Raw genomic sequence first — 25,072 nt, forward strand, 5'->3', positions numbered from 1 at the left:
ATGAGCTGCCCAGACGAGTTCGGATCGGACCAGGTTCGCAGGTAGCTGCGACAAACGGCAGGGGGCCGCTTAGCGTGAAGGTTCTGACGACGCACGCAACCGATCCTCAAGGCAGGTCGAGGGCAGGCGACTCGCCGCGGACCACCAAGGAGGCTATCCGTGACAAAGTTCGGTAGGGCCACCCGCATCGTGACCGCAGTGCTCTTAGGCCTGGGGTCGCTCACGGTGGCGAGCAACGCCCAAGCGGCCACCACGCAGCTGTGCCAGGAGCAGACGGCTCCGGCGGTCGGCGGCGTCTACAACGTGCAGAACGACGAGTGGGGATCGGGCGCCGCCGAGTGCATCACCACCGACGGAAACGCCGACTTCAGCGTGGCCGACTCGGCGATCGACAACGCGACCAACGGTGCTCCGGGCGCCTACCCGTCGATCTATCAGGGCTGCCACTTCGGCGTCTGCACCTCGGGCGGGCTCACCTCGACACCCGTTGAAGTGTCGAGCCTGACGACCGGAAAGGTCACCACGAGCTGGTCCACCACCCAGCCCGGCGGCAGCAGCGACTACGACGTCGCCTACGACGTCTGGTTCAACCACACCGCGACGACCACGGGCCAGCCCAACTGCACCGAGCTCATGGTCTGGCTCAACCACAACGGCCCGGTCCAACCGTTCGGCACCGAGGTGGCGAGCGGCGTCACCGTCGGCGGCCGGGGCTACAACGTCTGGGAAGGCAGCCAGTGGTTCGGTGACACCGTCTCGTACACCATGACGACGTCGGCCACCTCGGTCAGCGGCCTCGACCTCGCCCCGCTGGCCCAGGACGCGGTCAGCCGCGGCTACCTGTCCAGCTCCTGCTACCTCATCGACATCGAGGCCGGCTTCGAGATCTGGCAGGGCGGCGCCGGACTGGCCACCAACTCCTTCTCCGTCGCCGTCAACGGCGCCGCCCCGGTGCCGCCGTCCTGCACGGTGGCGTACACGCTCAACAACAGCTCCGGCGGCTCCATGCAGGCCAACATCGTCGTGACCGACACCGGCAACAGTCCGCTCAACAGCTGGACCCTGACTTGGACCTTCCCTGGCGACACGAAGATCACCAGCATGTGGGCGGGCGACTACAGCCAATCGGGCGAAGCGGTCACCGTGACCAACGCCTCCTACGACGGCACGATCGCGCCCGGGGCCTCGGTCGAAGTCGGCTTCAACGGCACCTATACGAGCAATGACGCGGTACCGACCGGGTTCACCTGTAGCTGATCCACCTGCAAGACTGCCGGTGCGTCTCGCGCAGGCGTCCCAGGGGACGGCGACAGGAGGAACGCGGTGGAAGGCAATCCCGACGCAGCAGTCGACGAGCTCGCGGCGGCGGTCGCGCTGGTGATGCCGGGGCTCGTCGGCGTCATCCCGCCCCGGCCCGCCGCCGCGCTGGGCAGGCTGGGCAGGTCGGTGGAGGTGTCCTCGCTGGCCGCCGCCGGTGCGGGACGCCCCGAGGAGAGGGTCACCGGCCCTCAGCTCAAGCCGCACCGGTTGACGGCCGACCAAGGGGGAGGCCCGGCCGTGCTCGCCGCACTGGCATCGCTCGAAGTGATGCTCGCCGAGCGGCTGCTCGGCGCCCTCGAAGTCGCGGTTGAAGCCTTGGACGTCGCAGCGTTCGAGGTTGCCGGGCTGGACGTAGCAGCGTTCAACGTCGCGGGCCCGACGGCGTTGGCCGGTCAGGCGCCCCGCACGCACGGCACGGTGGTTGCCTTCGTGTCATCGAGCGACGAGAGCGAGGCGCGCCGGGCGGCCACCTTCGTCGAGAAGCTGCGTCCTGGAACCGCCGCACTGGTCGAGACCGTGACGCGGATGCTGGTGGCACACGAGTCGATCGCACCGCTGCTGGCCACGGTCTCGGGCGAGGATGAGCGCTCACTCGCGAGCGCTCACGGCGCCGGATACCTGGCCTTCGCGGTCGCGACGGTCTCCGCCGTGATCAAGTCGGCCGATCTCCCGGCGTACGCCGGCGGCCCGTCGGCCGTCATCGGACTGGCTCTCGGCGCGAGTGCCATGCTGCTGCGCGAAGTGGAGATGCCGCCCGGCTATACCGAAGCGGTGCTCGCGGAGGCGCGGGCCCGCTTCCTCCTCCCTCGCCATACTCACGGCTCGGTGTCACTCGCCGAGGGCCGCGGCTTCGCACTCACTGACGGCGCCTGGCCCGAGACCTCGGACTTCAGCGGCAACGGGCTGGTCGCCGTCGGATCCAGCGGTGTGGTCATCCAGACCGGCGCCGCGGCCGGCGCGGTGCGCGTGGACCTGGCAATACGCGAGGGCGCGCCCGAAGAGGTCGACACGAAGACCTGGGACGAGGTCGTGGAGGTGAGCTGGAATGCAGCGCGGGGGCTCGCGTCCGTCGTGGGGTCCGGTGAGGGCGAATCCGACGCGCGACTCAAAGCACAGACGCCGCCCTGGCCAGGGCACTACCGGCTTCGCGTGCACGTCAGCGGCAGAGACGGCGACCGCGATGAAGAACGCTACAAGCTGGTCGTGTGGCGCGCACCGGCCGCGCCCGAGATCGTGCACCGGGCAGTCGACCGTCTCGGGCACCGGCTGCGCGGCGAACCGGAGCCGAGTACGGTCGTCCGGCCGGAGGCCGCCTACCGCTGGATCAGCGGGTCGTTCCTGCGCGAAGCCGCCACGGTCACGATCGCCACCGGCGTGACGCCCGAGGAGCTCATCCGCATCTTCGGCGGCGATCCCGACCGTCCGGAGCCGACGGCGTCCATCAGCCACGAGCAGCACGAGGACCGCAACAAGCTGATCGCCTCGATCGCCGTCCTCGACATCGGCGGCGGGGTGCTGGCCGTCGAGGACAACGGTTTTCAGGGCGCTGACAGCGAGATCGTCCGCAAGCTCTCGCGCCAGGGACGTGCCGCCAGCATGTACTGGAACGTCAACGCGCTCACCTGCCTGACGCTCGCCGAGGGCGGTCGGCTCCTCGAGTCCTTCGAGCCGGGATTCGCAGGGTACGAATCGGATCACCCGGCCACCGTGGAAGCGTTGCGCGGCATCGATTTCGAGGACTACCGCGACAAACACGAGAAGGGCCTCGTCGCCGTCGAACGCTTCACCGGCCACGTCTTCACCGAGGAGGCACTCGAACGCATCACGTCGCAGGACGTCGTCTACCGGCTGCCGAACTAGCGCGGCATCAGGCTACCGTCGCCCTGTCCGGCAGCGGACGTCTCCCAGGCCCGTGCTGTCGCCCGCCCCCGGGTTGGCGCGCCGCGCCGCGATCGTGTACCTATCTGCCATGCCCATGCACCCCGGCGTTGATCCCGCGACACCGTCCGCCGCGTCTGCGGCCGCCTCGTCGACCGCAGTGTCCGTCATCCTCGTCGGAGGTGGAAAAGACCAGCTCAGCGAGCCCGCCGCGGCCCGTGACCTGTACGTCAGCCCGCTGTTCGTACGCCGGCGGGCCCGGGCCGAGGCGAGCGGTGTGCCGTGGTTCGTCATCAGCGGCCGCTGGGGGCTGCTCGCCCCCGGCGACGTCCTCGCGCCCTACTCCTTCTCGCTCGCCGAGCAGTCGGTGAACTACCAGCGGGCCTGGGGCCGCTTCGTGGCCGAGCAACTCTGCCTGGCCAGCCCGGTCGGCCGCGGCGACATCGTGGAGATCAGCGCCGGCGGCGCCTACGCCGCCGCGCTCACCGCCCCGATCGAGTACCTCGGCGCCCGGGTCCGCCGGGCGACCGCGGGCACGAACGATGCGGGTGACGAGCCACGATGACCCCCGGACACCCGCAACTGCTCACCCCCGAGCAGAAGCTCGCCGACGCGAAGAAGCTGTTGAACCTCCCGCGTATCGTCGTGATCTGCGGCTCCACCCGCTTCATGACCGAGATGGCCGAGGCCGATCTGCGGGAGACCACAGCCGGGAAGATCGTCGTCAAACCGGGCTGTGACGTGAAGTCGCCGCACGAACTCTGGTCCGATCCCAGCGAGGCCGAGGCGCTGAAGGTTCGACTCGACACTCTGCACCGGGCGAAGATCCGGCTCGCTGACGAGGTACTCGTCGTCGGCGACTACATCGGAGACAGCACCCGCGCCGAAATCGCCTACGCCCGGTCGCTGGGCAAGCCCGTGCGGTTCACGCACCCCGAAGTCGACCCTGACGCCGCCTGACCGCCCGACCCACACCCTCCGCAGGCATCATGTGGGATTGATCATCCAGTCACACGGTCGGATTCGGGCTGTGGTGGCGCTGTCCAGTCCGACGCGCGCTGGCCGCGAGCCGGTCGGCGAGTGCGAGGACGCGCTCGCGCAGTTCGTCCGGGCGCTCGATCTCGAACGGCAGGTCCAGCGCGGCGAGCAGCGGCGGCAACCAGTCGAGTTGCTCGACTCGTAGTTCGACGCGTAGCCAGTCCGCGGTCTCCGGTTCGGTCTCCAGTTCGGTCTCCGGTTCCGCGCTCTGTCCGCCTGGTCCGGCCGGTCCACCCGGCGTGCGTTCGATGGTGGCGATACTCTCCGGCAGGCGGGTTCGGATCCGCTCGACCGTTCCGCGGATCCAGACGGTCACCTCGTGGCGGTACGGAGCCGTGGCGAGGCCGGCCACGACGCGCTGGGCCGGATCGATCCCCTCGGGGGGCTCGAACGATCCGGGCTGCGCTCTGGCGCCCGTGATGCGATCGAGGCGGAAACTGCGTTCCTCGCCGCTGCGGGCATCGAGAGCTCTGACATACCAGCGTTCCCCATGGCTCACGACCCCGTACGGGTGCAGGGTGCGGTCACTCACACGGCCCTCGCGGTCGGTGTATCTGACCGAGACCGGTCGACGGTGGCTGACCGCGTCGGCGACGGTGAGCAGGACTTCGGGGTCCGGGGCAGCGATCCGGCCAGGGCCCGAGGTGAAGGAGAGCGCGTCGAGCACGCTCTCGAGCCTGCGGGCCAGGCGTGACGGCAGCACCCGGCGGATCTTGGCCGCGGCCGTCTCGCTCGCCGTGCCCATCGGCGTCGTCAGCCCCGACCGGCTCCCGGCGATCAGGCCGAGCAGCACGGCGAGCGCCTCGTCGTCATCGAGCATCAGCGGCGGCAGACGGTAACCGGGGGCGAGCCGGTAGCCCCCGTAGCGCCCGCGCACCGACTCGACCGGAAGGTCGAGGTCGATCAGCTGGCCCACGTAGCGCCGCACCGTGCGGCCGTCCACGCCCAGCCGGTCGGCGAGCTCGGCCACGGTCCGCACGCCGCCGGACTGCAGCAGCTCCAGCAGCATCAGCACGCGGCCGGTGGGTCGATTCACGCTTCCCCACTCTACGCGAATACCGCGAATACCGGACCGATTCTGTCCACTATTGGGACTAGCGTGCGAAGCACAAAGGTATTCACCACCCGAGGAGGATCCCCGTGGACTTCGTTTCGATCCGCGTCATCACCGGTGACGTCGCGCGCCTCGTCGCCTTCTACGAGACGGCCACCGCCGTTCCGGCAAGCCGCTACACCGAGGATTTCGCCGAGCTGCGCACCTCGCGCGCGACGCTCGCGATCGGCAGCACCCGCACGGTCGCCGCGTTCGCGCCCGGCGCGGCCCGTCCGGGCGAGAACCACAGCGTCATCATCGAGTTCCTCGTGGACGACGTCGACGAGCTCTACCGGCGCCTGGCCGGGACGGAGATCACCGTCGTCAACCAGGAGCCGACCACCATGCCGTGGGGCAACCGGTCCCTGCTGGTGCGCGACCCCGACGGCAACCTCGTCAACTTCTTCACCCCCGTCACCCCCGACGCGGTGAAGAAGTTCGCCCGGTAGCAGCCGGCCACGGGTGCTCGCGTCGCAGTACCGCGAGCACCCTGAAGTGCGATGGAATAGGAGGTCCCAGGCCCGCGTGACCTGAGCACCGTCCGATCGAAGGAGCGCACTGCCCGATGAAGCTCGCCGACCTCCTCGATCAGCACCCGTATCGACTCGTTCGAGGCACCCTCGAGATCGAGATCACGGCCCCGGTGACCGCCGACACCCGCAGCGTCGAACGCGGGTCGCTGTTCGTGGCGGTCGCCGGGCGCCGGCATGACGGCCACGCCCTGCTCCAGGAGGCTTTCGACAAGGGCGCGGTCGCGGCTCTGGTCACCGATGCCGAGAGCCGGGCGCCGGAGGGGATGACCGTCGTCCGCGTGCCCGACACCCTGGCCGCGGCCTCGCACGTCGCGGCTCGCCAGCAGGGGGAACCCGGGCGGTCGATGGTGGTCGTCTCGATCACCGGAACGAACGGCAAGACCTCGGTCGCGGCCATGCTGGAGTCGATCCTCAGCTCGCTCAGCCCGGCCCCGGTCGGCGTGATCGGAACCGGTGGGACGCGCGTCGATCTCAAGCCCCTGCCTCTTTCGGTGAGCACTCCGACCACGCCGCAGGCCATCGAGCTGCAGGCGATCCTGCGCGCCATGGCCGACCGGCAGGTGGGCACCCTCGTCATGGAGGCGTCCTCGCTCGCCCTGTTCCAGCACCGGGTGGACCACGCGTTCACCGACATCGGCGTGTTCACCAACCTCTCGCCCGACCACCTCGACGACCACGGCAGCATGGACGCCTATCGGCAAGCCAAGATGCTGCTGTTCTCCGGCCTGGCCGGCCTGGCGGTGGCCAACGCCGACGACCCGGTCAGCGCCGAGATCCACACCCTGATGCCGGGCCGGGTGACGAGCTTCGGTATCGAGCAGGACGCCGACTACCGGGCCACCGACATCCAGATCTCGCCCGCCGGCACCACATTCACGCTGCACCACCGGGGTCGGGAGTACCGGGCCAAGGTCCCCGTCCCCGCCCGCTTCGCCGTCTCCAACGCCCTGGCCGCGATCGCGGTCTGCGGGCTGCTGGGCTACGAGCTCGACCGCGTCCTGCCCGCGCTCGAGGCCCTCGGACAGATCCCCGGACGCATGCAGACCCTGCGCCTTCCGAACGGCACCACCGTCGTCATCGACTACGCCCACAGCCCCGACTCCCTGGAGAAGGTGCTGGACACGCTCCGCGAACTGGCCGGGGACGGCAGGCTCATCACCGTCTTCGGCTGCGGCGGCGACCGCGACCCCGGCAAACGCGCTCCCATGGGCGTCATCGCCGGACGCCTGTCCGACCATGTGATCATCACCAGCGACAACCCTCGAACCGAAGACCCCGAGTCGATCCTCGACGCGATCGAACGGGGCCTGAGCACGACCGACGCGACCTACGACCGGCTCCCCGACCGCCGCGAAGCCATCGCCCGCGCCCTCGGCGCCGCCCGACCCGGCGACACCGCGCTGATCGCCGGCAAGGGCAACGAGGACTACCAGATCATCGGCGACCGCACCACGCCGTTCCAGGACATCGCCGTCGTGCGCGAACTCAGCGCTGAGCCGATCGGGTGAGCTTAGAGTCGCCCGATGCGGCAGGATGATCCATCGTGAAGCGCAGAATCGTGATCATCTCCGGTGCGCCGGGCTCCGGGAAGACGACGCTCGCCGGGCCGCTCGCGGCCGAGCTCGGCCTACCGCTGTTCACCAAGGACACGGTCAAGGAGACCCTCGACGACATGCTCGGCGACCAGCGCAGGGACGGCGTCGAGTGGTCGAGCCGGCTCGGCGCGGCGGCGATGGAACTGTTGTGGCGGTTGGCCGGTGACGCGCCGGCGTGTGTGCTGGAGGCGAACTTCCTTCCCGGCCATGAACGCCAGCGGCAGAAGCTGTCCGAGCTGACGCAGGGCGGGCTGCTGGTCGAGGTCTACTGTGCGTGCCCTGCGAAGGTGGCCGACTCGCGGTATCAGGCTCGGCACGGCACGCCCGCTCGACACCGCATACATACCAACAACATGACGCTCGAGGGGTATGCGGCGTACGCCGGTCCGGTCGGGCTCGGGCCCGTGGTCGAGGTCGACACGACGACGCGCATGACTGTCGCGGAAGTGGCCGAGCGGGTGCGTTCGGAGGCCGTCAAGGCGGGCCTCGGGCTCACGCACGGAGAATGAGCACGTGAGTCACGTCCACGTCGTATACACGCACCCCGGCAACCGGGGCTTCACGCGCGAGATCCTCGACGCGTTCCTCGGCGGTCTTGAGGAGGCGGGCCACACGTACACGGTCTCTGATCTGTACGTGATGGGGTTTCGCTCGGAGCTCACGGCGGCGGAGTACGAGCGTGAGTCCGGCTACCGTGCGGACGCTCCCGTTCCCGACGACGTCGCTGCCGAGCAGGCCAGGCTGGATGCCGCCGATGCGTGGGTGTTCGTCTACCCGGTGTGGTGGGCCGATTGTCCGGCGCGGCTCAAGGGCTGGTTCGACCGGGTATGGACAGTGGGGTTCGCGTACAAGGGGCCGGGCGCGCGGGTGGTGGATAAGGCGCTGGTGCTGTGCACGGCCGGGTACAGCATCGCCGAACTCGAGGCGTCGGGCTGCTATCAGGCGATGAAGACCGTGATGCTGACCGATCGCATCGGGCAGCGGGCCCGGTCGAGTGAGTTCGTGGTCTTCGGCGGCTCGGTGCCGGGTAAGGACGCCAACGGCGCCGAGCGCTGGACCGTGGAGAGGGACCGACATTTGGCGCACGCAGCAGCCTTGGCCCGGTCGATCTGAGTCGAGCGGATCGACGCACACCGTATACACCGTCAGGCTACATCGAGGATGATGTCCTTCAGCTCGATCAGAGCATCGATTCGATAGCTGGCCTTCGAGAAATCCTGCGTTTTCGCGAATTCGTTAAAGACGATGGCACAGTCGATACCGGCCGCCACTGCCGAGTTGAGTCCTCTGGATGAGTCCTCGACGACGAGGGTCTCTTCCTTGGCGGCCCCGAAGCGCTTGAGACCGGTCAGGTACGGCTCCGGGTGCGGCTTGGCGAGCTGGTAGTCTTCGCGAACCAGGACGAAGTCCATGAACTGCCTGATGTGCCGCTTTTCGTGGATGGTATCGAAATCCACACGCTTCGCCGTGGTCACGATGGCCATGCGGACGTGCTTGGACAGTTCGGCGAGGGCTTCGACGACGCCTTCGATCTCGATGGATTCCGTTCTCAGATATTCCTGGTAGTAAGCGTCGCGTGCCTCACGCTGCTTCCCGATGGTCTGTTCGTCGATGCCTGCCGCCCTGGCTTGCACCCACGTGCCCAAACCCTGGTTCATGTCCCTGAGGTACTGGTCCTTGTCCAAAGCCACGCCGATGTCCGCGAGTGCGCGTTCTCCGGCTTTGAAGTACCAGAATTCGGTGTCCACCAGAACGCCGTCATGATCGAAGAGTATGTACTTTCTCACCGTTGATCCTGTTCATGGTCCTGTTCAGCCGTGGACGAGGGCGCGTGCCGCGGCGACGATGTGCGTGGCGGAGATGCCTGCCGCGTCGAGTGTCTCATGCGGCTCTCCGGAGCCGGGCAGCGAGCGGACGGCCAGGCTGCGCACCGCGGCCGGGGCATCGTGCGCGGCAAGGGACTCGAGCACGGCGGAGGCGAGGCCGCCTTCCGGGTAGTGGTCCTCGGCCACCACGATCCGGCCGGTCTCCGATGCGGCCCGCACCAGCGTGGCGGCGTCCACCGGCTTGACCGAGTACAGGTCGATCACCCGGGCCGCGATGCCCTCCTCGTCGGCCAGCACCTGGGCCGCCGCGAGCGCCTCGTACACGGTCACCCCGGCCCCGATCAGCGTCACCTGGTCCTGGCCGGAGGAGATGAGCGTCTTGGACCCGCCGACCTCGAAGCTCTCGCCGTGCGGGTAGAGCACCGGGTAGGCGCCGCGGGTGATGCGCAGGTAGGAGACCCCGGCGAGTTCGACCATCACGGCGGCCAGCGCCGCGGTCGAGGTCGCGTCGGCGGGGTAGAGCACCGTCGAGCCGTGGATCGCGCGCAGCGACGCGATGTCCTCCAGCGCCATCTGCGAGGGCCCGTCCGGACCGATCTCCACGCCCGCGTGCGATCCGACCAGCCGGATGCTGGTGCCGCTGATACCGGTCATCCGGATGAAGTCGCTGGCCCGCGCGAAGAAGGCCGCGAAGGTCGAGGCGAACGGCGCGTACCCGCGCACCGCCACGCCCACCGCGGCCGCCACCAGCTGCTGCTCGGCGATGAAGGCCTCGAAGAACCGGTCAGGGTACTGTTTCGCGAACAGCTCGGCGTAGGTGGAGTTGCTCACCTCCGCGTCCAGGGCCACCACCCGCGGGTCGGCCCCGAGCGCGGCCAGCGCGTCGCCGTAGGCCCGGCGGGTGGCCACCTTCTCACCCTGATCCCACCGGGGCAGCTGCACGACGGCGCCCCCGGCCGCGACCTGCCGGACCTCGCTCGGCTCGGGCAGCGGGCCGCGCACCCGGATGTCGCCGGAGGCGCCGAGTTCGGCCAGCGCCCGCTCGGCCATCTCCGCCGGCAGCGGTTTGCCGTGCCAGGACGGGCTGTCCTCGATCTCGGAGAAACCCTTGCCCTTCACCGTCTTCGCCAGGATCGCGAAGGGCCGGTCGCTCTCACGGGCCCGCGCGAGCGCCTTGTCCACCTGCTCCACGTCGTGCCCGTCGATCACCACGGCTTCCCAGCCGAAGGCCTCCGCCTTGCGCCGATAGCCCTCGAGGTCCCAGCCGTGCGCGGTGGCGCCGCGCTGGCCGAGCCGGTTGACGTCCACGATCGCGGTGATGTCGGCGATCCCGGCCGAGGAGGCCCGGTCGAACGCCTCCCATATCGAGCCCTCGGCCAACTCGCTGTCGCCGCACAGCACCCACACATGCGCGTCACTGTGGTCCAGCCGGGAGGCCGCCCAGGCCACGCCGACGCCGTAGGGCAAGCCCTGGCCGAGCGAGCCGGTCGCCACGTCCACCCACGGGAGAATCGGCGTCGGATGCCCCTGCAGCCGGTGGCCGTGCCGACGGTAGGTGGTCATCAGCTCTTCGTCCTCGACCACGCCCACCGCCTTGTACACGGAGTACAGCAGCGGCGAGGCGTGCCCCTTCGAGAAGATCAGGTGGTCATTCGCGGCCGAATGCGGATCGTCCCAGTCGTAGCGCAGGTGGCGGGTCACCAGTACCGCAAGCAGGTCCGCCGCCGACATGCTCGATGAAGGGTGGCCGCTGCCCGCGCTCGTGGAACACCGAATGGAGTCCGCCCTGAGCTGGCCGGCCAACTCCCGCAGCGCCGCCGCATCCGCGGTGGGAGTCAGCGTCTGGCGCGATGAATCATTCGTCATGCGTTGTCATCCCATTCGGACGCGGCATCGAAGCGCTTCGACCATGTGATCGTTCCCAGTGTCGGTGAGTCGCAGATCGCTGTCAAGAACAGGATCTACAGCCGAGTTCCGGGAATAGGACAGCCGGGAATCGACGCAGCCGAGGTGCTCCCGTCAGCTTTTCCGCCTGCGGATAAGGTCCTCGAACTCGAGCCCGTCCAGGATTTCGAGCTGGGCCACCTCTCGTCTCAGACTGCTGAGACCGAGTTCGGCTTCGGTCCGACCGGCGGCCGCTCCAGTGGAGTCGTGTTCCAAGTACGTCGACGGCACGAGGAGGGCTCCTGCGGCTGCCAGGACCACACCAGCACTGAGCCAACTACCCAGGTGGAAAAGAACAAGTCCGAGCGCCGCGGCAGCCGTAACGACAGACGGCCCCACGATACGCACGAGGCGTCCGAACTGCCTGCGCCTCGCGGCGAGCAGCGCTTCTTCCTCCAGCGCCACCAGGCGCATCTGCGCCTCCCGCAGCCGCTCGCGAATGGGCGCCTTCAACTCGGCCGTCCGCGTGCCCAGCCACGCCTCCAGTTCCTCGCGGTCGTCCCGGTCGAGCAGGGAACGCAGTGCCTGCACGATGGCCAGGGTGTACTCGTTGCCCTCCTCGAGGTCGAGCGCCAGCGAGCGGCGTGCGTACGCGCGGACGACCTCGGCGTTCCAGGGGATGGGGCTGAGGTAGCGCGCGACTTCCATGAAGTCCCGGAAGGACTTCACGAACTCCGGCAGCATCTTGTTCAGCAGGACCCAGGTGCGGTGATACTGCATGTCCTCACGGAAGAGGGCCTTGAGCCGCTCCACGCCCGCCGCGGACATGGGGTCGTACTCGCTCACGATGACGACGCGGTCCGAGACGCTCTCGCTGATGGCCACCGCGGCGTACTCGTCCGACCCGGCCTGGGCGTCGAGGAAGATGTAGTCGTAGGTCTCCCGGTACTCTCGCACGGCCGCGTACAGGGCGGCACGGTAGGCCTCGAGCGGGACGTCCTCGGTGTTCTGAAAGCCGTACGTCGCCGGAAGTACGTCGAGGCGGGAGGAGATCTCAGTGGTGAAGAACCCGAACCGGTCGTACTCGAACAGCCCCCTGGGCGGTTCGACGGCGGAGGCGTCGTCTCGCGCCTCGACGATCTGGTTGAGGTAGAGCAGGGTGAGGCCGTTCGTCGCGGCATCGGTGTCGATCATCAGGACTCGCTTGCCCATCGAGGCCAGGAAGGTGCCGAAGGCCGCCACGAGGATCGTCTTGCCCGAGCCGCCCTTCGCGCTGGCCATGCAGTAGACCTTCGCGCTCATGCCACCGCCTCCGGGTCGTCCTGGGCCGCGGACTTCTCCGGCACACCCGATGTCGGCGCTGTCCCGTTGGATCCCGGGGTTCCGCCGACGGCCGGTTGGTCCGACCGGTCGGGCGGGCCGGCCATCCAGGTCGCGGCGGCGCTGCGGCTGGCGCCGATGGCCGCGGTGGCGGCGGCCTGGTTGAGTACCGGCGAGGTCGGATGGAGTTCGTTGATGACCTCGATGAAGGCCTCGGTGAGCTCCGCCGCGCTGCTCGGCCGGAATTTGATCAGCTGGATGTAACCGTTGATCTTGAAGCTCGTGCTGAGGAGCCGATCGTGCGCCTCGGTGATGCTCTTGGTCTGCTCCGCGAGGTATCCGGCCTGGCAGCAGGGGTCGCCCTGGAAGACCAGGTACGCAGATCGGAATTTCAACATCAGGGAGTTGTTCTTCTCGTCGAGCTCCATCAGCATGCCCCCGATCTTGGCCTGGTAGCCGCCTTCCAGACTCGCGTTCGCCAGCTCAGCGCTTTTCATCTTGGCCTTCAGATTCGCCGAGCCCTCCCGCAACGAGAGCGGATAGGCGTCACTGACGTCGCGGTGGACGAACTTCGTGGTCTTGTCGGGACATTTCACCCGCTTCAGCTTCGGCCCCACGCGCGATCGGTCCCCTCCCATGGTGAAGATCTGGCTGCAGAGTAGAGTCCGAACAAGGCCGGGGTCTCCGTGTTCTCCGAATCGTTGCAGAGCTCCTGCGGGACCCGCCGTAAAGATCATCAGCATGGTTGAATGCCGGGCATGCCGACGATGCCCGACCCGCCGCCGTTCTCACGTATCAAGATCCGTACCAGTGCGCTGGTCTTCTGCGGTGACGAGGTCGCGCTGATCCGGCGCGAGCGTGCGGATTCGGTGCACTACACCACGATCGGCGGGAACGTGGAGGACGGCGAACCGCTCCCGGACGCGCTGCGCAGGGAGCTGGCCGAGGAACTCGCCCTCGACCTCGATCAGGCTGAGGGCGGCGAGCTGCTGTGGGTGCTCGATCAGCGCGTCTCACGGCCCGGTCCCACACCGCCACCGCGCAAGCTGCATCTGATCCACCGCTTCCACGTCACCCCGGCGGTGCGCGCGGGCCTGGCCGTCCAGGAGCTCGACGAGCAGCCCGACGGCTCACCCGAGGTCGGCACGATCGCGTGGGTCGACTACCGCGAAGCCGCCGACCTGCCGCTGTTCCCGCCCATCGGCCCGGTTCTGCGCGCCCTCGCCGATCCGCGCGCTCCCGTCACCGACGCCGCACTGGAGGCGGTGACGGACGCGAACTACACGTGGGTGTGAGCAGGGGCGCGGGCGCGCCGATGCGGGCCGCGGACCGTCGGACACGCGATATTCCGTGGCCTCACATCGACGTGACGTGGTAGGACTGGCGCTCGTGTTCGACTTCGAGACCGTATACCTGGCCCGGCACGGGCAGACCGAGTGGAACGTGGAAGGCCGGCGGCAGGGGCGGCTCGATTCGCCGCTGACGCCCACGGGTCTCGCGCAGGCGCGGCGAAATGCCGAGGACGCCCGCGCCGAGCCGATCGACGCGCTGTTCTGCAGTCCCATGGGACGTGCCCGGACCACCGCGGAGGTGTTCGCCGCAGCCTTGGGGCTGGCGGCACAGGTGGTGGAGGAGCTCGCCGAGGTCGATCACGGGCGGTTGTCCGGGCTGGTGCGGGCGCAGGTGGAGGCGGGTTGGCCGGGGTTCGAGCAGGCGCGGGCGCGCGACAAGTACTTCTGCCGGTTTCCGGATGGGGAGAGCTATGCCGACGCCGATGCGCGGGCCGCTCGGGCGCTGGAGGCGATCGCCGGCTCAGGTGCGCGTCGTCCGCTGCTCGTCTCGCACGAGATGATCGGCCGGATGCTGCTGAAGAACCTGGCCGGGCTCTCGCGTACCGAGGCGCTGGCGCTCAGCCACCCGTCCGACCTCGTGTACAAGGTGCGCCCGGACCGGCGCGAGTTCGTGGCGCTGTCCCCGGCCACGGCGTGACATCCAGGATTACGCCGCACGACGCCATCTGTTCACCTTCGGCACGGAGTTGCGCGTCCGGCGGCCGGTAGCGTGGGGTGTACGCGATCCCCCGTGATCCACCGTGATTTCCCTGATGGAGAGATTGGAGCGGCGACGCGATGCGCGATGCCTACCACGAGCAGTTGGACTCGGTCGGTCACACCCTGGTCGAGATGGCCGGTCTGGTCGGCCGCGCCCTGTCCCGGGCCACCACGGCGCTGCTGGAGGCGGACCTGGCCACCGCCGAAGCGGTCATCTCCGCCGACGACGCCGTGGACGCGCTGCACCGCGAACTCGACGTGCGCACCCTGGACCTGATGGCGCGCCAGCAGCCGGTGGCCGGCGACCTTCGTACCCTGGTCACCTCGCTGCGGATGAGCGCCGACCTGGAGCGGATGGGCGACCTCGCCCGGCACATCGCCAAGGTCGCCCGGATGCGCTACCCCGAGCACGCCGTGCCGCAGGAGCTGCGCCCGATCTTCGAGCAGATGGGCGAGATCGGCGCGGAGCTCGCGGAGAACGTCGCGCGCATCGTCGAGGACAAGGACGTCGAGGCCGCGCGGGGCATCGAGGCGCGCGACGACGCGGTCGACCGGCTGCACAGCGCGGTGTTCATGGCCCTGCTCGCCCAGGACAGCCCGCACACCACCGAGTCGGCGATCGACGTCACCCTGCTCAGCCGCTACTACGAGCGCTTCGCCGACCACGCCGTCTCCGTCGCCCGCCGCCTCGTGTTCCTCGTCACCGGGGAGCAGTGACGGCAGGCGTCCACCCCCGGCCCCGCCGCTCTTTATGCTCATGGGCGTACGATGGCGGAGCAGGGGGCGCGCACAGGTGCGCCGGGGGACGCGGGGGACGGCGAGCGCGGTATGGCTTCGGTGGCGAAAGGCGGCGTGGCCGGGGGCTACGGCCCTGCTGAGGAGCGCAAGCTCGCACTGCTGGTACTGCGTATCCAGCTCATCCTCGCCGCCCTGATGACGCTCTCCATCGGCTGCTTCGCGATACCGGCTCAGTTGGCGGCGCAGCGCTACGACTCGGCGCCGCGCTGCCCGGGCACGACGCAGGGGCCGAATTGCGTCGCCTCCGTTCCGGTCACCGTGTCCTCGATCGATCAGGGGGGAGACGAGCGGGACACCTCGTACTGGCTGGAGCTCACCGGGATCGGATCGGGGCAGACGACGTTCACCCCGGCCGGTTCCAATCACGGTCTCCACGGCCTGATCGCTCAGGTGAAGCCCGGGCAGCAGGTCACGGCGACGGTGTGGCACGGCGACCTGATCCAGTTGGAGTCGGCCGGCACGGTCAGCGTGGACAGCGGTTCTCCGGACATCCGGGCCCGCAACTGGCTCGGCGGCTTCGCGATCCCGTGCAGCTTCCTGCTCGGCTTCGTGATCATGTACGTCGGACGGCGCCGCCCGGGCCGGCGCGCCAAGGCCCTCGGGATGGGCGTGGGCCTGCTGGTGATCCTGAACGGGCCGGCGTTCCTGTTCCTACAGTACGCATTGACGGACAGGCCGAGTCCGCTGCTGGCGTTGGCCACCTTGGCCGGTGTCGGCGCGATCGCCGCCGGACTGTGGGCACTGAACGCGTGGGGGACGCGGCGCAACAACCGGAGACTGGTGGAAATGCTCGAGATGCGCGACGCGGTGCCCGCCGACTCGCGCTTGTAGCGCTCGGGCATCGATCCCTACTCGACAGGCTGAGTCTCAGCCGGCGCCGACGCGTCCACCGCGCTGTCACCGGCGTGGGGGCGGCTGTATGTCAGCAACTGGAAAAGGCGCTGCCGCACTGCGTACGCGGTCCCGCGCAACAGATCGCCTTGGGCCGCGGCGGGCGCCTCAACGCGCTCGGACCTCACCGCTTCGCCGGCGGCACCGACCGCAAGGTCGGTGGACACCATCTCCACGAGCTGCGACATCACGAACCCCTTGATCCATCTCGACCCACACGGTGCGTGCCGAGGACTCCAGGCTCGCGGCCTGTCGTGCGCATCGGCAGGACCATGTGTCCCGTCCGGGCAGATCTACACGGCCCGGTGCCAAGAAAAAAATCAATGGGGCCGCGAAGGCGACGTCGAGCTCAGAGGACGGACAACAGGGTGCTCGTGTCCATCCGATCGGCAGCCAGGTCCGCGTCGTCGGCGTGGTGCACGGACGCGAGCAGCGCCGGCAACCGCGCGGGGGAGATCGGCTGCAACGATTGGCTGTCGACCGTCAACGCGACATAATATGCGCCGTAACGCTCCACCTGGGTTGTCGCGGTCGATTCCGGCTCCCCGGTGACAAGCCATCGGCCGCTGGGGAGCGCCGAGCACGACACCGGGCCGCCGCCGTTGAATCCCACACTGCTGCTCAAGGCGGCGCCGATCGACGAACACGGCGGCTCCGGTGCACCGACCGCCCACGCGACGGCACGTCCCCGGGCCGGCCACCCCCTGCATGAAGCGCGATTTCGGTCACGCGACCCACCTCCCGCCCCGTCAGACGTCCTCTCCGGCCGAGTGGGTTGCAGCCCGCTCTCGCAGGACGAGCCCCGGCTTGAATGACAAGGTCCGACCCGGCTCTTGGTGTCGGGTGCGGCGACAGGCTACTGTTCGGCTGATTGCTCGACCTTGGAGGGGGAAATGGCAGCCAAGCGGACGCTGATCACCGGCGTATGCGCCGCCGTACTGGCCGGATGTGCGCTGACCTGCGCCGCCCCGGCGGCTTCGGCCGCGAGCGTCGAGCTGAAGATCACGGAGAGCTGGAGCGGCAGCCTGCCGCAGCGGGTCGAGCCGGGCCAGACGGTGACGCTGCTCACCTCGTTCGGCCAGAACACGTACCACCAGCCCATCCAGATCAGTGGCCTGAGTTTCGGCCTCTCGGCGCAGGGCTCGACCATCGACCACGAGGTCCAGGTCCAGTTCATGAACCCGGTCACGCACGCGTGGGTCACCGAGAGCCCGGACAACGGCCAGAGCTGGAGCTACGAGTTCGACACGTTCCTGACCGAGGAACCGGGCAAGACGTACACCTCAGGCGTCCGCTTCACCATCGAGGACAAGGCTCCCGCCGGAACGTGGACCGTCGATTACCCGACCGTGTGGGGCGTGACCACGCAGACCGCGCTCCCCTACGGCGCGATCTCGTTCCCGACCGGGCCGACGCGCACCTTCACCTTCAAGAGTTCGACGGCCACGGCACCGGTCCCCGTGCACTCGACGGCGCCGGCGTCGGTCCGCACGACGCACGCCGCCTCGAAGCCCAGTCCCTCTCCGTCGCCGCGTAAAGCCGCGACCTCGGCGGCGCCCACCACGCCGAGTGCGACGGAGACGGCCACGACCGCTGCGGCACCGAGCCCGAGTGCAGCGGCCCCGTCCGCCACGCCGATCAGCGCTGATCTCGCCGCGGACGGCAAGCCGTCGAGCACGGCTTCGCCGGCACTCGCCGCCGGCGCCGCCGCGGCGGTCGTCGCGCTGCTGCTCGGGCTGGGGCTGTGGCGCAGGGTACGTCGACGCGGGGTCTGAACCGACGCCACCGTGAGGTGACGTGACGGGTCAGGCGGCCGAGGCCAGCAACGCAGCGAGCGTGTCTTGGTCAAGATACGTGTAATCTGCGATGGAGTCCTGCACCTGGGCCTTGAGCGCTGCGTTCGGGTTGACCGCGATGAACGCGACGCCAGCTTGCCGAGCTGCGTCCCGGTCTGCCGGAGCGTCACCGAAGAACACCACGTGCTCATCGCGGTGTCGCGCGCAGATCTCGCCCAGTGCCTGCGTCTTCGTCCACCGGCGCCCGAACACTCCGTGGAACGCCGCGTCGAGGCCGTGTCCGGTCAGCATGCGGTGGATCTCCGCCTCCGGAGCGCTGCTGACCACGTAGCGGACCGCGGCGACGGCCGCGATGAACTCCGCGAGCCCGGCGATCGGCGGACACTGACCCAGCCGCTGCTCCAGCAGGTGCGCGTACCGCGCGTCGACCTCGTCCTGCAACCGCGGCGGCTGCCCGAGGATGTCGGTCAGGATGTGCTGGAACTTCTCCGCTCGAGGGATCCCGCGATGAGCGGTGTTGTACGCGTCGACCTGCCCGAGCTGCTCCTCGTTCGCGCACAGCGGAGCGAACGCGTCTCGGAACGAAGCCAGCTTGACGCCCTCGGTGTCGAACAAGGTCCCGTCCATATCGAACGCCAGCACACGTGCGTGCCCACCCACCGCGTCGCCCTCCCCCACACCACGAATCGATCTACGAGAACCTAGCGCATCCCTTGGTCGCCAAGGGCCTCGCGGTAATGCGATCATCGGTCGGTGCGTGAACTCGAGGAACTGACGACGGTCGATGACCCGGCGTGGCCGGCGCTGGAGGCACTGTTCGCGGAGAGCGCGGTGCCCCCGGTGGTGCTGCCCGCCGACGACGGCGAAGCTCGTCGCGGCCTGCTGCAACTGCAGATCAGCGCCCGCTCCGCGCTCGGCGGGCTGGTGCTCAACTGTGGCGGGTTGCTCGTGGACGAGGGCTGGGTGCGCGTGTACGGCGCCGGGTCGAGCAGCGAGCGGCGCATGCCGAGTCTCGCCGAGGTCAACGCGTTCCCCGCCGACTTCGACCCGGAATGGCATCCGGCGCCGAGTCTGGTCGTCGGCCACGACGTGCTCGGCGGGGTGTTCGCGCTGAACGGGCACGATCCCGCCGCGGAGGGCCGCCCCGGCGTGCCGGGACAGATGACCTACTTCGCGCCCGATTCGTTGGAGTGGGAGGAGCTGCGGATGGGCCACTCGACGTGGCTCTCCTGGCTGCTCTCGGGCCGGCTGGAGCAGTTCTACGAGGGAATGCGCTGGCCGGGATGGCAGCAGGAGACCGGGGCGCTGGCTTGGACCGAGGGCATCAACTTCTTCCCGCCGCTCTGGAGCGAGGAAGCCCACGCCGATCTCCCGGCCACCAGCCGGAAGGCGGTGCCCATGGGTCAAGTACTGGGCGTGGCCGTGGACTTCGCCCGGCAGATGGGACCCGCGGATCCCGGCTTCCTCGGCACGGTGTAGGACTCTGATATAGGCGGACAGCCCCGATCCGAGCGCCCGAGCCACCGAGCGCCCGCGTGCCAGGGACCGCGGGGTCCACCACCGCAGGGTTCTTCTAGGACGAGCGCTTCCACAGGCGACGCTTCTTGTCCGGGTTCCGGGCCGCCGCCTGCGCGTCGTGTTGCGCCTTGATGCCCTGCCCCCACTGCTTGATCGCGTCCGGGGTGAATTCGGCCGGAACCGGCGGCTCCGCCAGGGACCGGTGCATCGCCAGGATGTCGCGGATCGGCTCGCGCAGGCGCGGGTTGTCGCCGGGCGTGGTCAGGATGAGTTCACCGAGGGGCTCGAGCAGTTCCGTCGCACGGGAATGGCTCGCCTCGATCACGGTCAGCGTGCGCTTCATCAGTAGGTTGAGGATCTCGGCGCGCGTCTCCGGCAGGTTCCACGCGGCCGTGGCGAGCGCGTTGGCCGCCGCGTCCACGGTCCAGTCCTCGGGGCCGAACAGCAGGTCGCCGAGCACGTGCAGGCGCGTGGACGTGCGCCACGGCTCCTCGGGACGCACGTGCAGCCAGCCGAGGCACACCCATACCTGCGCCACGCGTGGCCAGTAGAGCGGATTGTGCCGGGACATCGCAGCCCACCGCTCGTCATCAGGGGCCGGGGGCACGTGCGTGAGCAGGCCGAGCAGGTCCTCGTCGCCGAGCTCTCCCAATGCGGCGGACTGCTCGAACACGTGCAGCGGATCTCCCCACCGCGTGGCGGCGACTCGGCGCAGCGTGGCCGCGGCCTGCGGCGACGGCTCCGGGTAACGGGCGATGGCCGTCGTGTCCTGATAGTCCCACAGCCGGTAGGCCAGGCCCTCCACGGCCGGGCGGCGGATGTCGGGCTCGGGAACCTCGACGACGGTGAGCTGCGCCTCGGGAAAGAGCGCGCCGAAAGCGGCCGCGGCACTCGGCGACTCCAGCGCCGACGCCTTCAGGACCAGCGGCGCGTCGTAGGTGCCGTCCGGGCCGGGGGTGTAGTCACCACTCGCGAGAAGGTTGTGTGTCAGGGAGACGAGCGAGTCGGTGGGTCCGGGCACGAATCCCAGCCACGTCGTGCCACGACATGACACCGCGAACAGTCTCCGCACGACGTCGTCCTCGTCCGGTTCCTCGCGCGCGAGGTCGGCCAGCTGCACGAGCAGCTCGATGTCGCCGGTGTGCTTGTAGGTGAACGCGAGCAGCTGCGCTCGGGACCTGCGCTCCTGCGGCGCCAGCTCGTAGGTGCGCTGGGCCCAGCTCACCGCCTGCGCCGTGTCGCCCGTGTCGATGAACAGGCCGGCGAGCGTGCCGGTGAGGCCGGCGTCCTGGGACCCCGCCTCGGCCACGCGCGCGGCGAGCATCTCCAGCGCGTCCTTGATCTCCGGGGTCGCCCCGCCCGCCGTCAGTGCTCGAATCACGTGATCGACCGCGTGTTCGAACTCGCCCGCAGCCGCCAGCCGACCTGTGATCTCGAGTTCTCCGGCGACGTCAGCCGGGTGATCCGTAGCCATCCGTCCACTCCCCCACAGGTCCCGCGGACGATCCGCGCACGTGAATATACCGCCTCACACGGATGCCCCGCGGCCCCTCACCCGACACAGCACACTGCTTCGCTCCGCAGAACCCGGATACAGCCCGATTCCGCCTACCTGACCTTGCGCCTCCAGTCGCTGCGCATATGCCACTGCACGTCGGGGCCGGCCCAGCTCGGCGTCCACGGAAACTCGCCGGTCACCACGCGCCGCAGGAACTCGACGAAGCCGCAGTCGAGGGTGAACGCCTCGGCCGGATCGCGCATCCAAGCGACCACCGGCCACGCGTCGGGATCCTCGCCCCGCATCAGCCAGAAGAACGAGTCGCCCCACTCGCTCATGCCCCAGCCGAGCACTCCGCCGGGCTCGGGATACACCGGGTACGGCGCGCCGTTCCACATGGCCAGGTCGGCGCCGTCATAGGTGAAGGACTCGTGGAACCCCGCCATGTGATACTCCCGCAGACCCGCGAGCCCGGCCGGGCAGCGGCCGCGGGGAGCACTGGTGGGCGCGAAGATCTCGAACTCCGAGCTCTCCATGACCGACGCGCCCTGGAAGAGCGATCCACCACCGTAGGTGTCGCAGAACCACCGATAGTCGGCAGGCGGCCGGAAACCCAGTGCGGACTCGATCTCGTCCCAGGGCGGGCCGGCCACCTCCACATCGGGCGGCGGGAGCAGCTGGACTAACTCTTCGTACACTGATGGCGTCATGCCACAGGCTTATATCCTGCGGCGTCGAGCTTCGGCAACCGGGGTTCGACAGGACACTGTCGGCGCCCGCTCATCCCACGCCGACGCTCACCCCACGCCGACGAGCACGCCCAGCCGGTCGCGGACGCCGTCGCGGCCGTCGACGGTCTCGGGGGTCAGTGCACCGTCGCCGGTGGACCGGTCGCGGCTGAGGGCGTGCAGGTGGCCGTCGCGGGCGGCGAGGATCAGGTCGGTGCTCGCGCCCGCGGTCTCCGCGGAGCCTTCGGCCGTGTACTCGGTGAGGGTGACCAGTGCGGACCGCTTGGAGCCGGAGAGCAGTTCGTCCTCGTCGGTCACGGTCTCCTGGCGGGCGGAGGAGCCGTGCGGCAGCCAGTCGGTGAGCATCTGCAGGGTGTCGTCCAGCTTCCGCAGCGCGATCTCGTGCACACCCAGCGCGTCGATCCGCACGACCAGGCAGATCTGCTCCGGCTGCGGGAGGACGAGGATGCGCCAGGGCTCGCCGGGCTCGGTGCCGGAGACGCGGGCGTCGAGCACCTTGCGGGCGCGCTGCTGGAACGCCACCGCGATGCCGAGGTCGCCGCGCACCTGCACCTGCTCCGGGGTGTCGCCGGGCAGCAGCAGCTGGCGGGCCGCGAGCGAGCGCACCGCCTCGGCCAGTACCTCGTCCGAGGGGCGGCGCTCGAGGAAGTCCACGACCGCGTCCACCGCCGTCAGCTCGGCGATGGTGTAGGCGCCGAGCAGGACCGGTCCGGTCTCGACCAGGTGGACCACGGCGTCCACCAGGCCTTCCGGCACCGACGCGGCGCCGGGCAGGCCGGCCGATCCCGGTCCGGAGGCGAGGCCGTCGTGCTCGGGGGCGTTCATCCCGTCTCTCCCGTCTGCCAGGTGTGCGGTGCCGGGGGTGTGCGGGTCCGGCTGAGCAGGGCGGCGGCGCTGGGCGACGGGGCCTGGGTCACCCACACCTCGGAGCTGCCGAACAGCCCGCGGCCGCTGTGGCCGGACAGGGCCTGGCCCAGCTCCTGCGCCGGCTCGGCCCGTTCCGGCGGCGGCACCCGGGTCGCTAAGTCCGCGGAGACCGCCGTGGTGTCGTCGGCCTCCTCGATCCGCCGCAGCGCCTGGTCGAGGGTGCGGGCGACCGGGTGGCTGAGCTCGACCGGCACCGCCAGCATCGGCGAGAGGTAGAGCGGGCGGCGCTCGGTCATCCGCGAAAGGCCCCAGGGGCCGACGTTGCTCCTGGTGACGCGGTAGACGAAGTAGTCCATCAGGTGCCGCAGGTCGTCGAGGCTGGGCAGCTTGCGCTTGCCGAAGGCCGCGGGGGTCTTCTCCAGCTGCACCCAGGTGCCGGTCTTGGTGCGCCCGTGCAGCTTCTCCCGCACCAGGCTCCCGCGCAGGCCGATGTCGGGGTAGCGCGCCTTGTCGATGTCGCGGTGGTGGCTGGAGATGCGCGGGTGGCTCACGTCCGGAAACCGCCACTGCTCGTACAGGTCGGGGTCGTCGACCAGCACGTGGCCGCCGCGCAGCACGTCGCGCAGCTGCGGCACCTGCAGGCCGTGATCCTCGAGGTCGCCGAGGATGATCGTCTCCTCGGTGCTGAGCCGGTCCGCCGCGTGCACCAGGCCCCTGCGGTATTCGCCGGCCCGCGCGGTGATCAGGATCATCAGGCGCACGCGTTCACGGCGCCGCGCGGCGGCACGTTCGCGTTCGTCGTCCGCGGCCGAGCCGGACTTCTTGGAACGTGCGCCGAGCAGGAGGGTGCGCTTGCGGTCCACACCGCCAGTGAAACATCGCCACGCGGGTCCCGCATCGTCGGCCGCGCCTCGGCCGAGGAGTCGTCACCGCAGGTCAGAGCACATTCCGGGGGCGGGCTGGAGCACGGCGCCATTCGGCTTGCGCCCCAGGGTTGCGCGGCATCCGGCCGCGACCGTCCGCAGTAGGGCGGTGTGGGAAGTTGCGTATGCATATGGGTTCAGTTTGCCTGTTTATCTGTTTATGGTGGAGTCTTGCGGTCGGCACTAGGCGAAGGGAACCCGATGCGCGAGAGCAGGACGGGGGCACGGCACGCTCGCGTGAAGCCCCAGGTCGTCCGCAGCAGAGTCTTCCGCACCAGCGTCTTGCGCAGGGCCGGTCTGCGGGCGCGCTCCCGGCTGATGCACCCGGCGAAGGGCGTGCTGCTCAGCTCCGTCGGCGTGGTCGGCATCGCCGCCGCGGCCGCCGCGCTGAGCTTCGGCACGGCCGGCTCGAACCACCCGGCGCAGGCGTCGTCCGTCTCCGTGCCGGTGACCTCGTCCTCGGCGCCGACCACGTCCGCGACGACGTCGCCGGCGGCGCAGACGACCGCCGCGAGCACGACCACGACGGCCACCACCGCGAGAAAGACGTCCTCGGCCGCGGCGGCGCCGAGCACGTCGATCAGTTCGATCGCATCGCTGACGTCACTGGCCTCGCTGACCGGCACGCAGGGGTCGAGCGCGACCCCGCTCGGCTCCCTGACCATCACGGCGGCGCCCACCACGTCCACGGCGGACACCACCCAGCCCACGGTGACCCCGTCGGCCGGCTCCTCGTCGACTTCGGCGTCCAGCACGCCCAGCCCGTCGACCTCGACGAGCACGAGCGCACCGTCCACGACGAGCACTACGTCCGCGCCCTCGACGGGCTCGAGCAGTTCGACCACCTCGACCACCTCGACCACCTCGACCACCTCGACGCCGACGGCCACGCCGAGCGCCACGTCGTCGGCCACCACGTCCAGCTCGTCCTCGTCCTCGGCTTCGGGGTCCGCCTCGTCCACCTCGAGTGACGGTTCGTCCGCGTCCGCATCCCCGAGCGCGTCGCCGTCGGACTCGGCCACGTCGCCGTCAGCGAGCGCGTCCATCGGCTAGCGTGGCCGCATGGCCACGTGGGACGACGTACGGCGGCTGGCGGCGCGGCTGCCGGAGACGACAGAGGGCTCCGGGACGCAGGTCGGCGGCCCGGTGTGGCGGGTACGCGACGCGATGTTCGCGTGGGAGCGTCCGCTACGCCGCACCGACGTGCAGGCACTGGAGTCGATGGGCGCGCCGGTGCCGCCCGACCCGATCCTGGCCGCGCGCGTGCCCGATCTGGGCGTGAAGGAGGCGCTGGTGGCCGACGCTCCGGACATCTACTTCACCATCCCGCACTTCGACGGCTACAAGGCCGTCCTGGTCAAGCTGCCTTCGATCCCTGAGTCAGAGCTCTCCGAACTCCTGGTCGAGGCCTGGCCGTGCCGCGCGCCGAAGCGGCTCGCGAAGGAGTGGCTGGCCCGGCACGAGGCCGCGGGGTCATCAGGGGACTGAAGCGGC

At 69.7% G+C, this 25,072-nt stretch carries 28 protein-coding genes; 15 read left to right on the forward strand and 13 right to left on the reverse strand.

Features of this window, described 5'->3' with window-relative positions; all coding sequences use genetic code 11:
• Positions 1 to 159 precede the first annotated feature (159 nt).
• From KDL01_RS01155 to KDL01_RS01170, 4 genes are all read left to right on the forward strand, one after another.
• Positions 160 to 1,257 carry a GH12 family glycosyl hydrolase domain-containing protein gene (locus KDL01_RS01155; protein WP_212526380.1) on the forward strand — a complete coding sequence of 366 codons (1,098 nt, stop codon included), beginning with the start codon at positions 160 to 162 and terminating at the stop codon, positions 1,255 to 1,257.
• A gap of 66 nt (positions 1,258 to 1,323) precedes the next feature.
• Positions 1,324 to 3,180, forward strand: coding sequence for a DUF6461 domain-containing protein (locus tag KDL01_RS45040; protein ID WP_212526381.1), 1,857 nt, complete (start codon positions 1,324 to 1,326; stop codon positions 3,178 to 3,180).
• Positions 3,181 to 3,289: 109 nt separating this feature from the next.
• A complete protein-coding gene (locus KDL01_RS01165) occupies positions 3,290 to 3,763 on the forward strand; it encodes a DUF6884 domain-containing protein (RefSeq protein WP_212526382.1) in 474 nt (157 codons plus the stop codon).
• A complete protein-coding gene (locus KDL01_RS01170) occupies positions 3,760 to 4,158 on the forward strand; it encodes a TIR domain-containing protein (RefSeq protein WP_212526383.1) in 399 nt (132 codons plus the stop codon). Before KDL01_RS01165 ends, KDL01_RS01170 begins: the two co-directional genes overlap by 4 nt.
• A gap of 49 nt (positions 4,159 to 4,207) precedes the next feature.
• On the opposite strand, the gene KDL01_RS01175 is transcribed toward KDL01_RS01170, so the two are convergent.
• Complete coding sequence (locus KDL01_RS01175; RefSeq protein ID WP_212526384.1) at positions 4,208 to 5,272, reverse strand: helix-turn-helix transcriptional regulator; 1,065 nt, start codon at positions 5,270 to 5,272, stop codon at positions 4,208 to 4,210.
• Positions 5,273 to 5,376: 104 nt separating this feature from the next.
• Here KDL01_RS01175 and KDL01_RS01180 point away from each other — a divergent pair, with 104 nt between their 5' ends.
• The 4 genes from KDL01_RS01180 (at position 5,377) to KDL01_RS01195 (ending at position 8,570) form a co-directional block, all read left to right on the forward strand.
• Positions 5,377 to 5,778: a VOC family protein gene (locus tag KDL01_RS01180; RefSeq protein ID WP_307846004.1), complete on the forward strand. Its 402-nt coding sequence runs from the start codon at positions 5,377 to 5,379 to the stop codon at positions 5,776 to 5,778.
• A gap of 116 nt (positions 5,779 to 5,894) precedes the next feature.
• The gene (locus tag KDL01_RS01185; protein ID WP_212526385.1) at positions 5,895 to 7,370 is read left to right on the forward strand and encodes a UDP-N-acetylmuramoyl-L-alanyl-D-glutamate--2,6-diaminopimelate ligase; all 1,476 of its coding nucleotides are present in this window, start codon (positions 5,895 to 5,897) and stop codon (positions 7,368 to 7,370) included.
• Between the two features lie 35 nt (positions 7,371 to 7,405).
• Positions 7,406 to 7,966: a P-loop nucleotide/nucleoside kinase family protein gene (locus KDL01_RS01190; RefSeq protein ID WP_212526386.1), complete on the forward strand. Its 561-nt coding sequence runs from the start codon at positions 7,406 to 7,408 to the stop codon at positions 7,964 to 7,966.
• A gap of 4 nt (positions 7,967 to 7,970) precedes the next feature.
• Positions 7,971 to 8,570 (forward strand): NAD(P)H-dependent oxidoreductase, encoded by a 600-nt coding sequence (locus tag KDL01_RS01195; RefSeq protein ID WP_212526387.1) that lies wholly within the window; start codon positions 7,971 to 7,973, stop codon positions 8,568 to 8,570.
• 32 nt (positions 8,571 to 8,602) lie between these two features.
• Here the strand turns inward: KDL01_RS01195 and KDL01_RS01200 are convergent, their stop codons facing one another.
• From KDL01_RS01200 to KDL01_RS01215, 4 genes are all read right to left on the reverse strand, one after another.
• The gene (locus tag KDL01_RS01200) at positions 8,603 to 9,244 is read right to left on the reverse strand and encodes an HAD family hydrolase (protein WP_212526388.1); all 642 of its coding nucleotides are present in this window, start codon (positions 9,242 to 9,244) and stop codon (positions 8,603 to 8,605) included.
• Positions 9,245 to 9,268: 24 nt separating this feature from the next.
• A complete protein-coding gene (locus tag KDL01_RS01205) occupies positions 9,269 to 11,149 on the reverse strand; it encodes a transketolase (protein WP_212526389.1) in 1,881 nt (626 codons plus the stop codon).
• A 153-nt stretch (positions 11,150 to 11,302) separates the two neighbouring features.
• The gene (locus KDL01_RS01210; RefSeq protein ID WP_212526390.1) at positions 11,303 to 12,469 is read right to left on the reverse strand and encodes a ParA family protein; all 1,167 of its coding nucleotides are present in this window, start codon (positions 12,467 to 12,469) and stop codon (positions 11,303 to 11,305) included.
• The gene (locus KDL01_RS01215) at positions 12,466 to 13,104 is read right to left on the reverse strand and encodes a hypothetical protein (RefSeq protein WP_212526391.1); all 639 of its coding nucleotides are present in this window, start codon (positions 13,102 to 13,104) and stop codon (positions 12,466 to 12,468) included. The genes KDL01_RS01210 and KDL01_RS01215 overlap by 4 nt, the downstream gene beginning before the upstream one ends.
• A gap of 141 nt (positions 13,105 to 13,245) precedes the next feature.
• Between KDL01_RS01215 and KDL01_RS01220 the strand changes: the two genes are divergently transcribed.
• The 4 genes from KDL01_RS01220 to KDL01_RS01235 all read left to right on the forward strand — a co-directional run bounded on the left by KDL01_RS01220 (position 13,246) and on the right by KDL01_RS01235 (position 16,167).
• Positions 13,246 to 13,782, forward strand: coding sequence for an NUDIX hydrolase (locus KDL01_RS01220; protein WP_212526392.1), 537 nt, complete (start codon positions 13,246 to 13,248; stop codon positions 13,780 to 13,782).
• Between the two features lie 94 nt (positions 13,783 to 13,876).
• Complete coding sequence (locus KDL01_RS01225) at positions 13,877 to 14,476, forward strand: histidine phosphatase family protein (protein WP_212526393.1); 600 nt, start codon at positions 13,877 to 13,879, stop codon at positions 14,474 to 14,476.
• 140 nt (positions 14,477 to 14,616) lie between these two features.
• Positions 14,617 to 15,255 carry a phosphate signaling complex protein PhoU gene (gene phoU, locus KDL01_RS01230; RefSeq protein ID WP_212526394.1) on the forward strand — a complete coding sequence of 213 codons (639 nt, stop codon included), beginning with the start codon at positions 14,617 to 14,619 and terminating at the stop codon, positions 15,253 to 15,255.
• A 51-nt stretch (positions 15,256 to 15,306) separates the two neighbouring features.
• Positions 15,307 to 16,167, forward strand: a complete 861-nt coding sequence (locus KDL01_RS01235; RefSeq protein ID WP_212526395.1) for a hypothetical protein — start codon at positions 15,307 to 15,309, stop codon at positions 16,165 to 16,167.
• Between the two features lie 17 nt (positions 16,168 to 16,184).
• On the opposite strand, the gene KDL01_RS01240 is transcribed toward KDL01_RS01235, so the two are convergent.
• Positions 16,185 to 16,415 carry a hypothetical protein gene (locus tag KDL01_RS01240; RefSeq protein WP_212526396.1) on the reverse strand — a complete coding sequence of 77 codons (231 nt, stop codon included), beginning with the start codon at positions 16,413 to 16,415 and terminating at the stop codon, positions 16,185 to 16,187.
• A gap of 161 nt (positions 16,416 to 16,576) precedes the next feature.
• Complete coding sequence (locus KDL01_RS01245; protein ID WP_212526397.1) at positions 16,577 to 16,852, reverse strand: hypothetical protein; 276 nt, start codon at positions 16,850 to 16,852, stop codon at positions 16,577 to 16,579.
• Positions 16,853 to 17,120: 268 nt separating this feature from the next.
• Here KDL01_RS01245 and KDL01_RS01250 point away from each other — a divergent pair, with 268 nt between their 5' ends.
• The gene (locus tag KDL01_RS01250; RefSeq protein WP_212526398.1) at positions 17,121 to 18,002 is read left to right on the forward strand and encodes a hypothetical protein; all 882 of its coding nucleotides are present in this window, start codon (positions 17,121 to 17,123) and stop codon (positions 18,000 to 18,002) included.
• Between the two features lie 30 nt (positions 18,003 to 18,032).
• Here the strand turns inward: KDL01_RS01250 and KDL01_RS01255 are convergent, their stop codons facing one another.
• Positions 18,033 to 18,770, reverse strand: a complete 738-nt coding sequence (locus tag KDL01_RS01255) for an HAD family hydrolase (protein WP_368861491.1) — start codon at positions 18,768 to 18,770, stop codon at positions 18,033 to 18,035.
• Between the two features lie 6 nt (positions 18,771 to 18,776).
• Here KDL01_RS01255 and KDL01_RS01260 point away from each other — a divergent pair, with 6 nt between their 5' ends.
• A complete protein-coding gene (locus KDL01_RS01260; protein WP_212526400.1) occupies positions 18,777 to 19,502 on the forward strand; it encodes a DUF2625 family protein in 726 nt (241 codons plus the stop codon).
• Between the two features lie 94 nt (positions 19,503 to 19,596).
• On the opposite strand, the gene KDL01_RS01265 is transcribed toward KDL01_RS01260, so the two are convergent.
• The 5 genes from KDL01_RS01265 to KDL01_RS01285 form a co-directional block, all read right to left on the reverse strand.
• Positions 19,597 to 21,015, reverse strand: a complete 1,419-nt coding sequence (locus KDL01_RS01265; RefSeq protein ID WP_212526401.1) for a hypothetical protein — start codon at positions 21,013 to 21,015, stop codon at positions 19,597 to 19,599.
• 134 nt (positions 21,016 to 21,149) lie between these two features.
• Positions 21,150 to 21,737: an SMI1/KNR4 family protein gene (locus tag KDL01_RS01270; protein ID WP_212526402.1), complete on the reverse strand. Its 588-nt coding sequence runs from the start codon at positions 21,735 to 21,737 to the stop codon at positions 21,150 to 21,152.
• Positions 21,738 to 21,836: 99 nt separating this feature from the next.
• Positions 21,837 to 22,613 (reverse strand): hypothetical protein, encoded by a 777-nt coding sequence (locus KDL01_RS01275; protein WP_212526403.1) that lies wholly within the window; start codon positions 22,611 to 22,613, stop codon positions 21,837 to 21,839.
• The gene (locus KDL01_RS01280) at positions 22,610 to 23,518 is read right to left on the reverse strand and encodes a hypothetical protein (protein WP_212526404.1); all 909 of its coding nucleotides are present in this window, start codon (positions 23,516 to 23,518) and stop codon (positions 22,610 to 22,612) included. The genes KDL01_RS01275 and KDL01_RS01280 overlap by 4 nt, the downstream gene beginning before the upstream one ends.
• A 218-nt stretch (positions 23,519 to 23,736) precedes the next feature.
• Positions 23,737 to 24,624, reverse strand: coding sequence for a hypothetical protein (locus tag KDL01_RS01285; RefSeq protein WP_212526405.1), 888 nt, complete (start codon positions 24,622 to 24,624; stop codon positions 23,737 to 23,739).
• Positions 24,625 to 24,640: 16 nt separating this feature from the next.
• On the opposite strand from KDL01_RS01285, the gene KDL01_RS01290 reads away from it, so the two are divergent.
• Positions 24,641 to 25,066 carry an MmcQ/YjbR family DNA-binding protein gene (locus tag KDL01_RS01290; protein WP_212526406.1) on the forward strand — a complete coding sequence of 142 codons (426 nt, stop codon included), beginning with the start codon at positions 24,641 to 24,643 and terminating at the stop codon, positions 25,064 to 25,066.
• Positions 25,067 to 25,072: the final 6 nt, after the last annotated feature.

The organism is Actinospica durhamensis, assembly GCF_018139695.1.
In the GTDB taxonomy this organism is placed as follows: Bacteria; Actinomycetota; Actinomycetes; order Streptomycetales; family Catenulisporaceae; genus Actinospica; species Actinospica durhamensis.

Coding starts and splice junctions, on each gene's coding strand:
- KDL01_RS01235 (WP_212526395.1), top strand. CDS start 15,307: ATGGCGGAGCAGGGGGCGCGCACAGGTGCGCCGGGGGACGCGGGGGAC.
- KDL01_RS01240 (WP_212526396.1), bottom strand. CDS start 16,415: ATGTCGCAGCTCGTGGAGATGGTGTCCACCGACCTTGCGGTCGGTGCC.
- KDL01_RS01265 (WP_212526401.1), bottom strand. CDS start 21,015: ATGGCTACGGATCACCCGGCTGACGTCGCCGGAGAACTCGAGATCACA.
- KDL01_RS01185 (WP_212526385.1), top strand. CDS start 5,895: ATGAAGCTCGCCGACCTCCTCGATCAGCACCCGTATCGACTCGTTCGA.
- KDL01_RS01210 (WP_212526390.1), bottom strand. CDS start 12,469: ATGAGCGCGAAGGTCTACTGCATGGCCAGCGCGAAGGGCGGCTCGGGC.
- KDL01_RS01255 (WP_368861491.1), bottom strand. CDS start 18,770: ATGATCGCATTACCGCGAGGCCCTTGGCGACCAAGGGATGCGCTAGGT.
- KDL01_RS01285 (WP_212526405.1), bottom strand. CDS start 24,624: ATGGACGCGCTCGCTGACGGCGACGTGGCCGAGTCCGACGGCGACGCG.
- KDL01_RS01250 (WP_212526398.1), top strand. CDS start 17,121: ATGGCAGCCAAGCGGACGCTGATCACCGGCGTATGCGCCGCCGTACTG.
- KDL01_RS01275 (WP_212526403.1), bottom strand. CDS start 22,613: ATGAACGCCCCCGAGCACGACGGCCTCGCCTCCGGACCGGGATCGGCC.
- KDL01_RS01165 (WP_212526382.1), top strand. CDS start 3,290: ATGCCCATGCACCCCGGCGTTGATCCCGCGACACCGTCCGCCGCGTCT.
- phoU (WP_212526394.1), top strand. CDS start 14,617: ATGCGCGATGCCTACCACGAGCAGTTGGACTCGGTCGGTCACACCCTG.
- KDL01_RS01290 (WP_212526406.1), top strand. CDS start 24,641: ATGGCCACGTGGGACGACGTACGGCGGCTGGCGGCGCGGCTGCCGGAG.
- KDL01_RS01220 (WP_212526392.1), top strand. CDS start 13,246: ATGCCGACGATGCCCGACCCGCCGCCGTTCTCACGTATCAAGATCCGT.
- KDL01_RS01205 (WP_212526389.1), bottom strand. CDS start 11,149: ATGACGAATGATTCATCGCGCCAGACGCTGACTCCCACCGCGGATGCG.
- KDL01_RS01170 (WP_212526383.1), top strand. CDS start 3,760: ATGACCCCCGGACACCCGCAACTGCTCACCCCCGAGCAGAAGCTCGCC.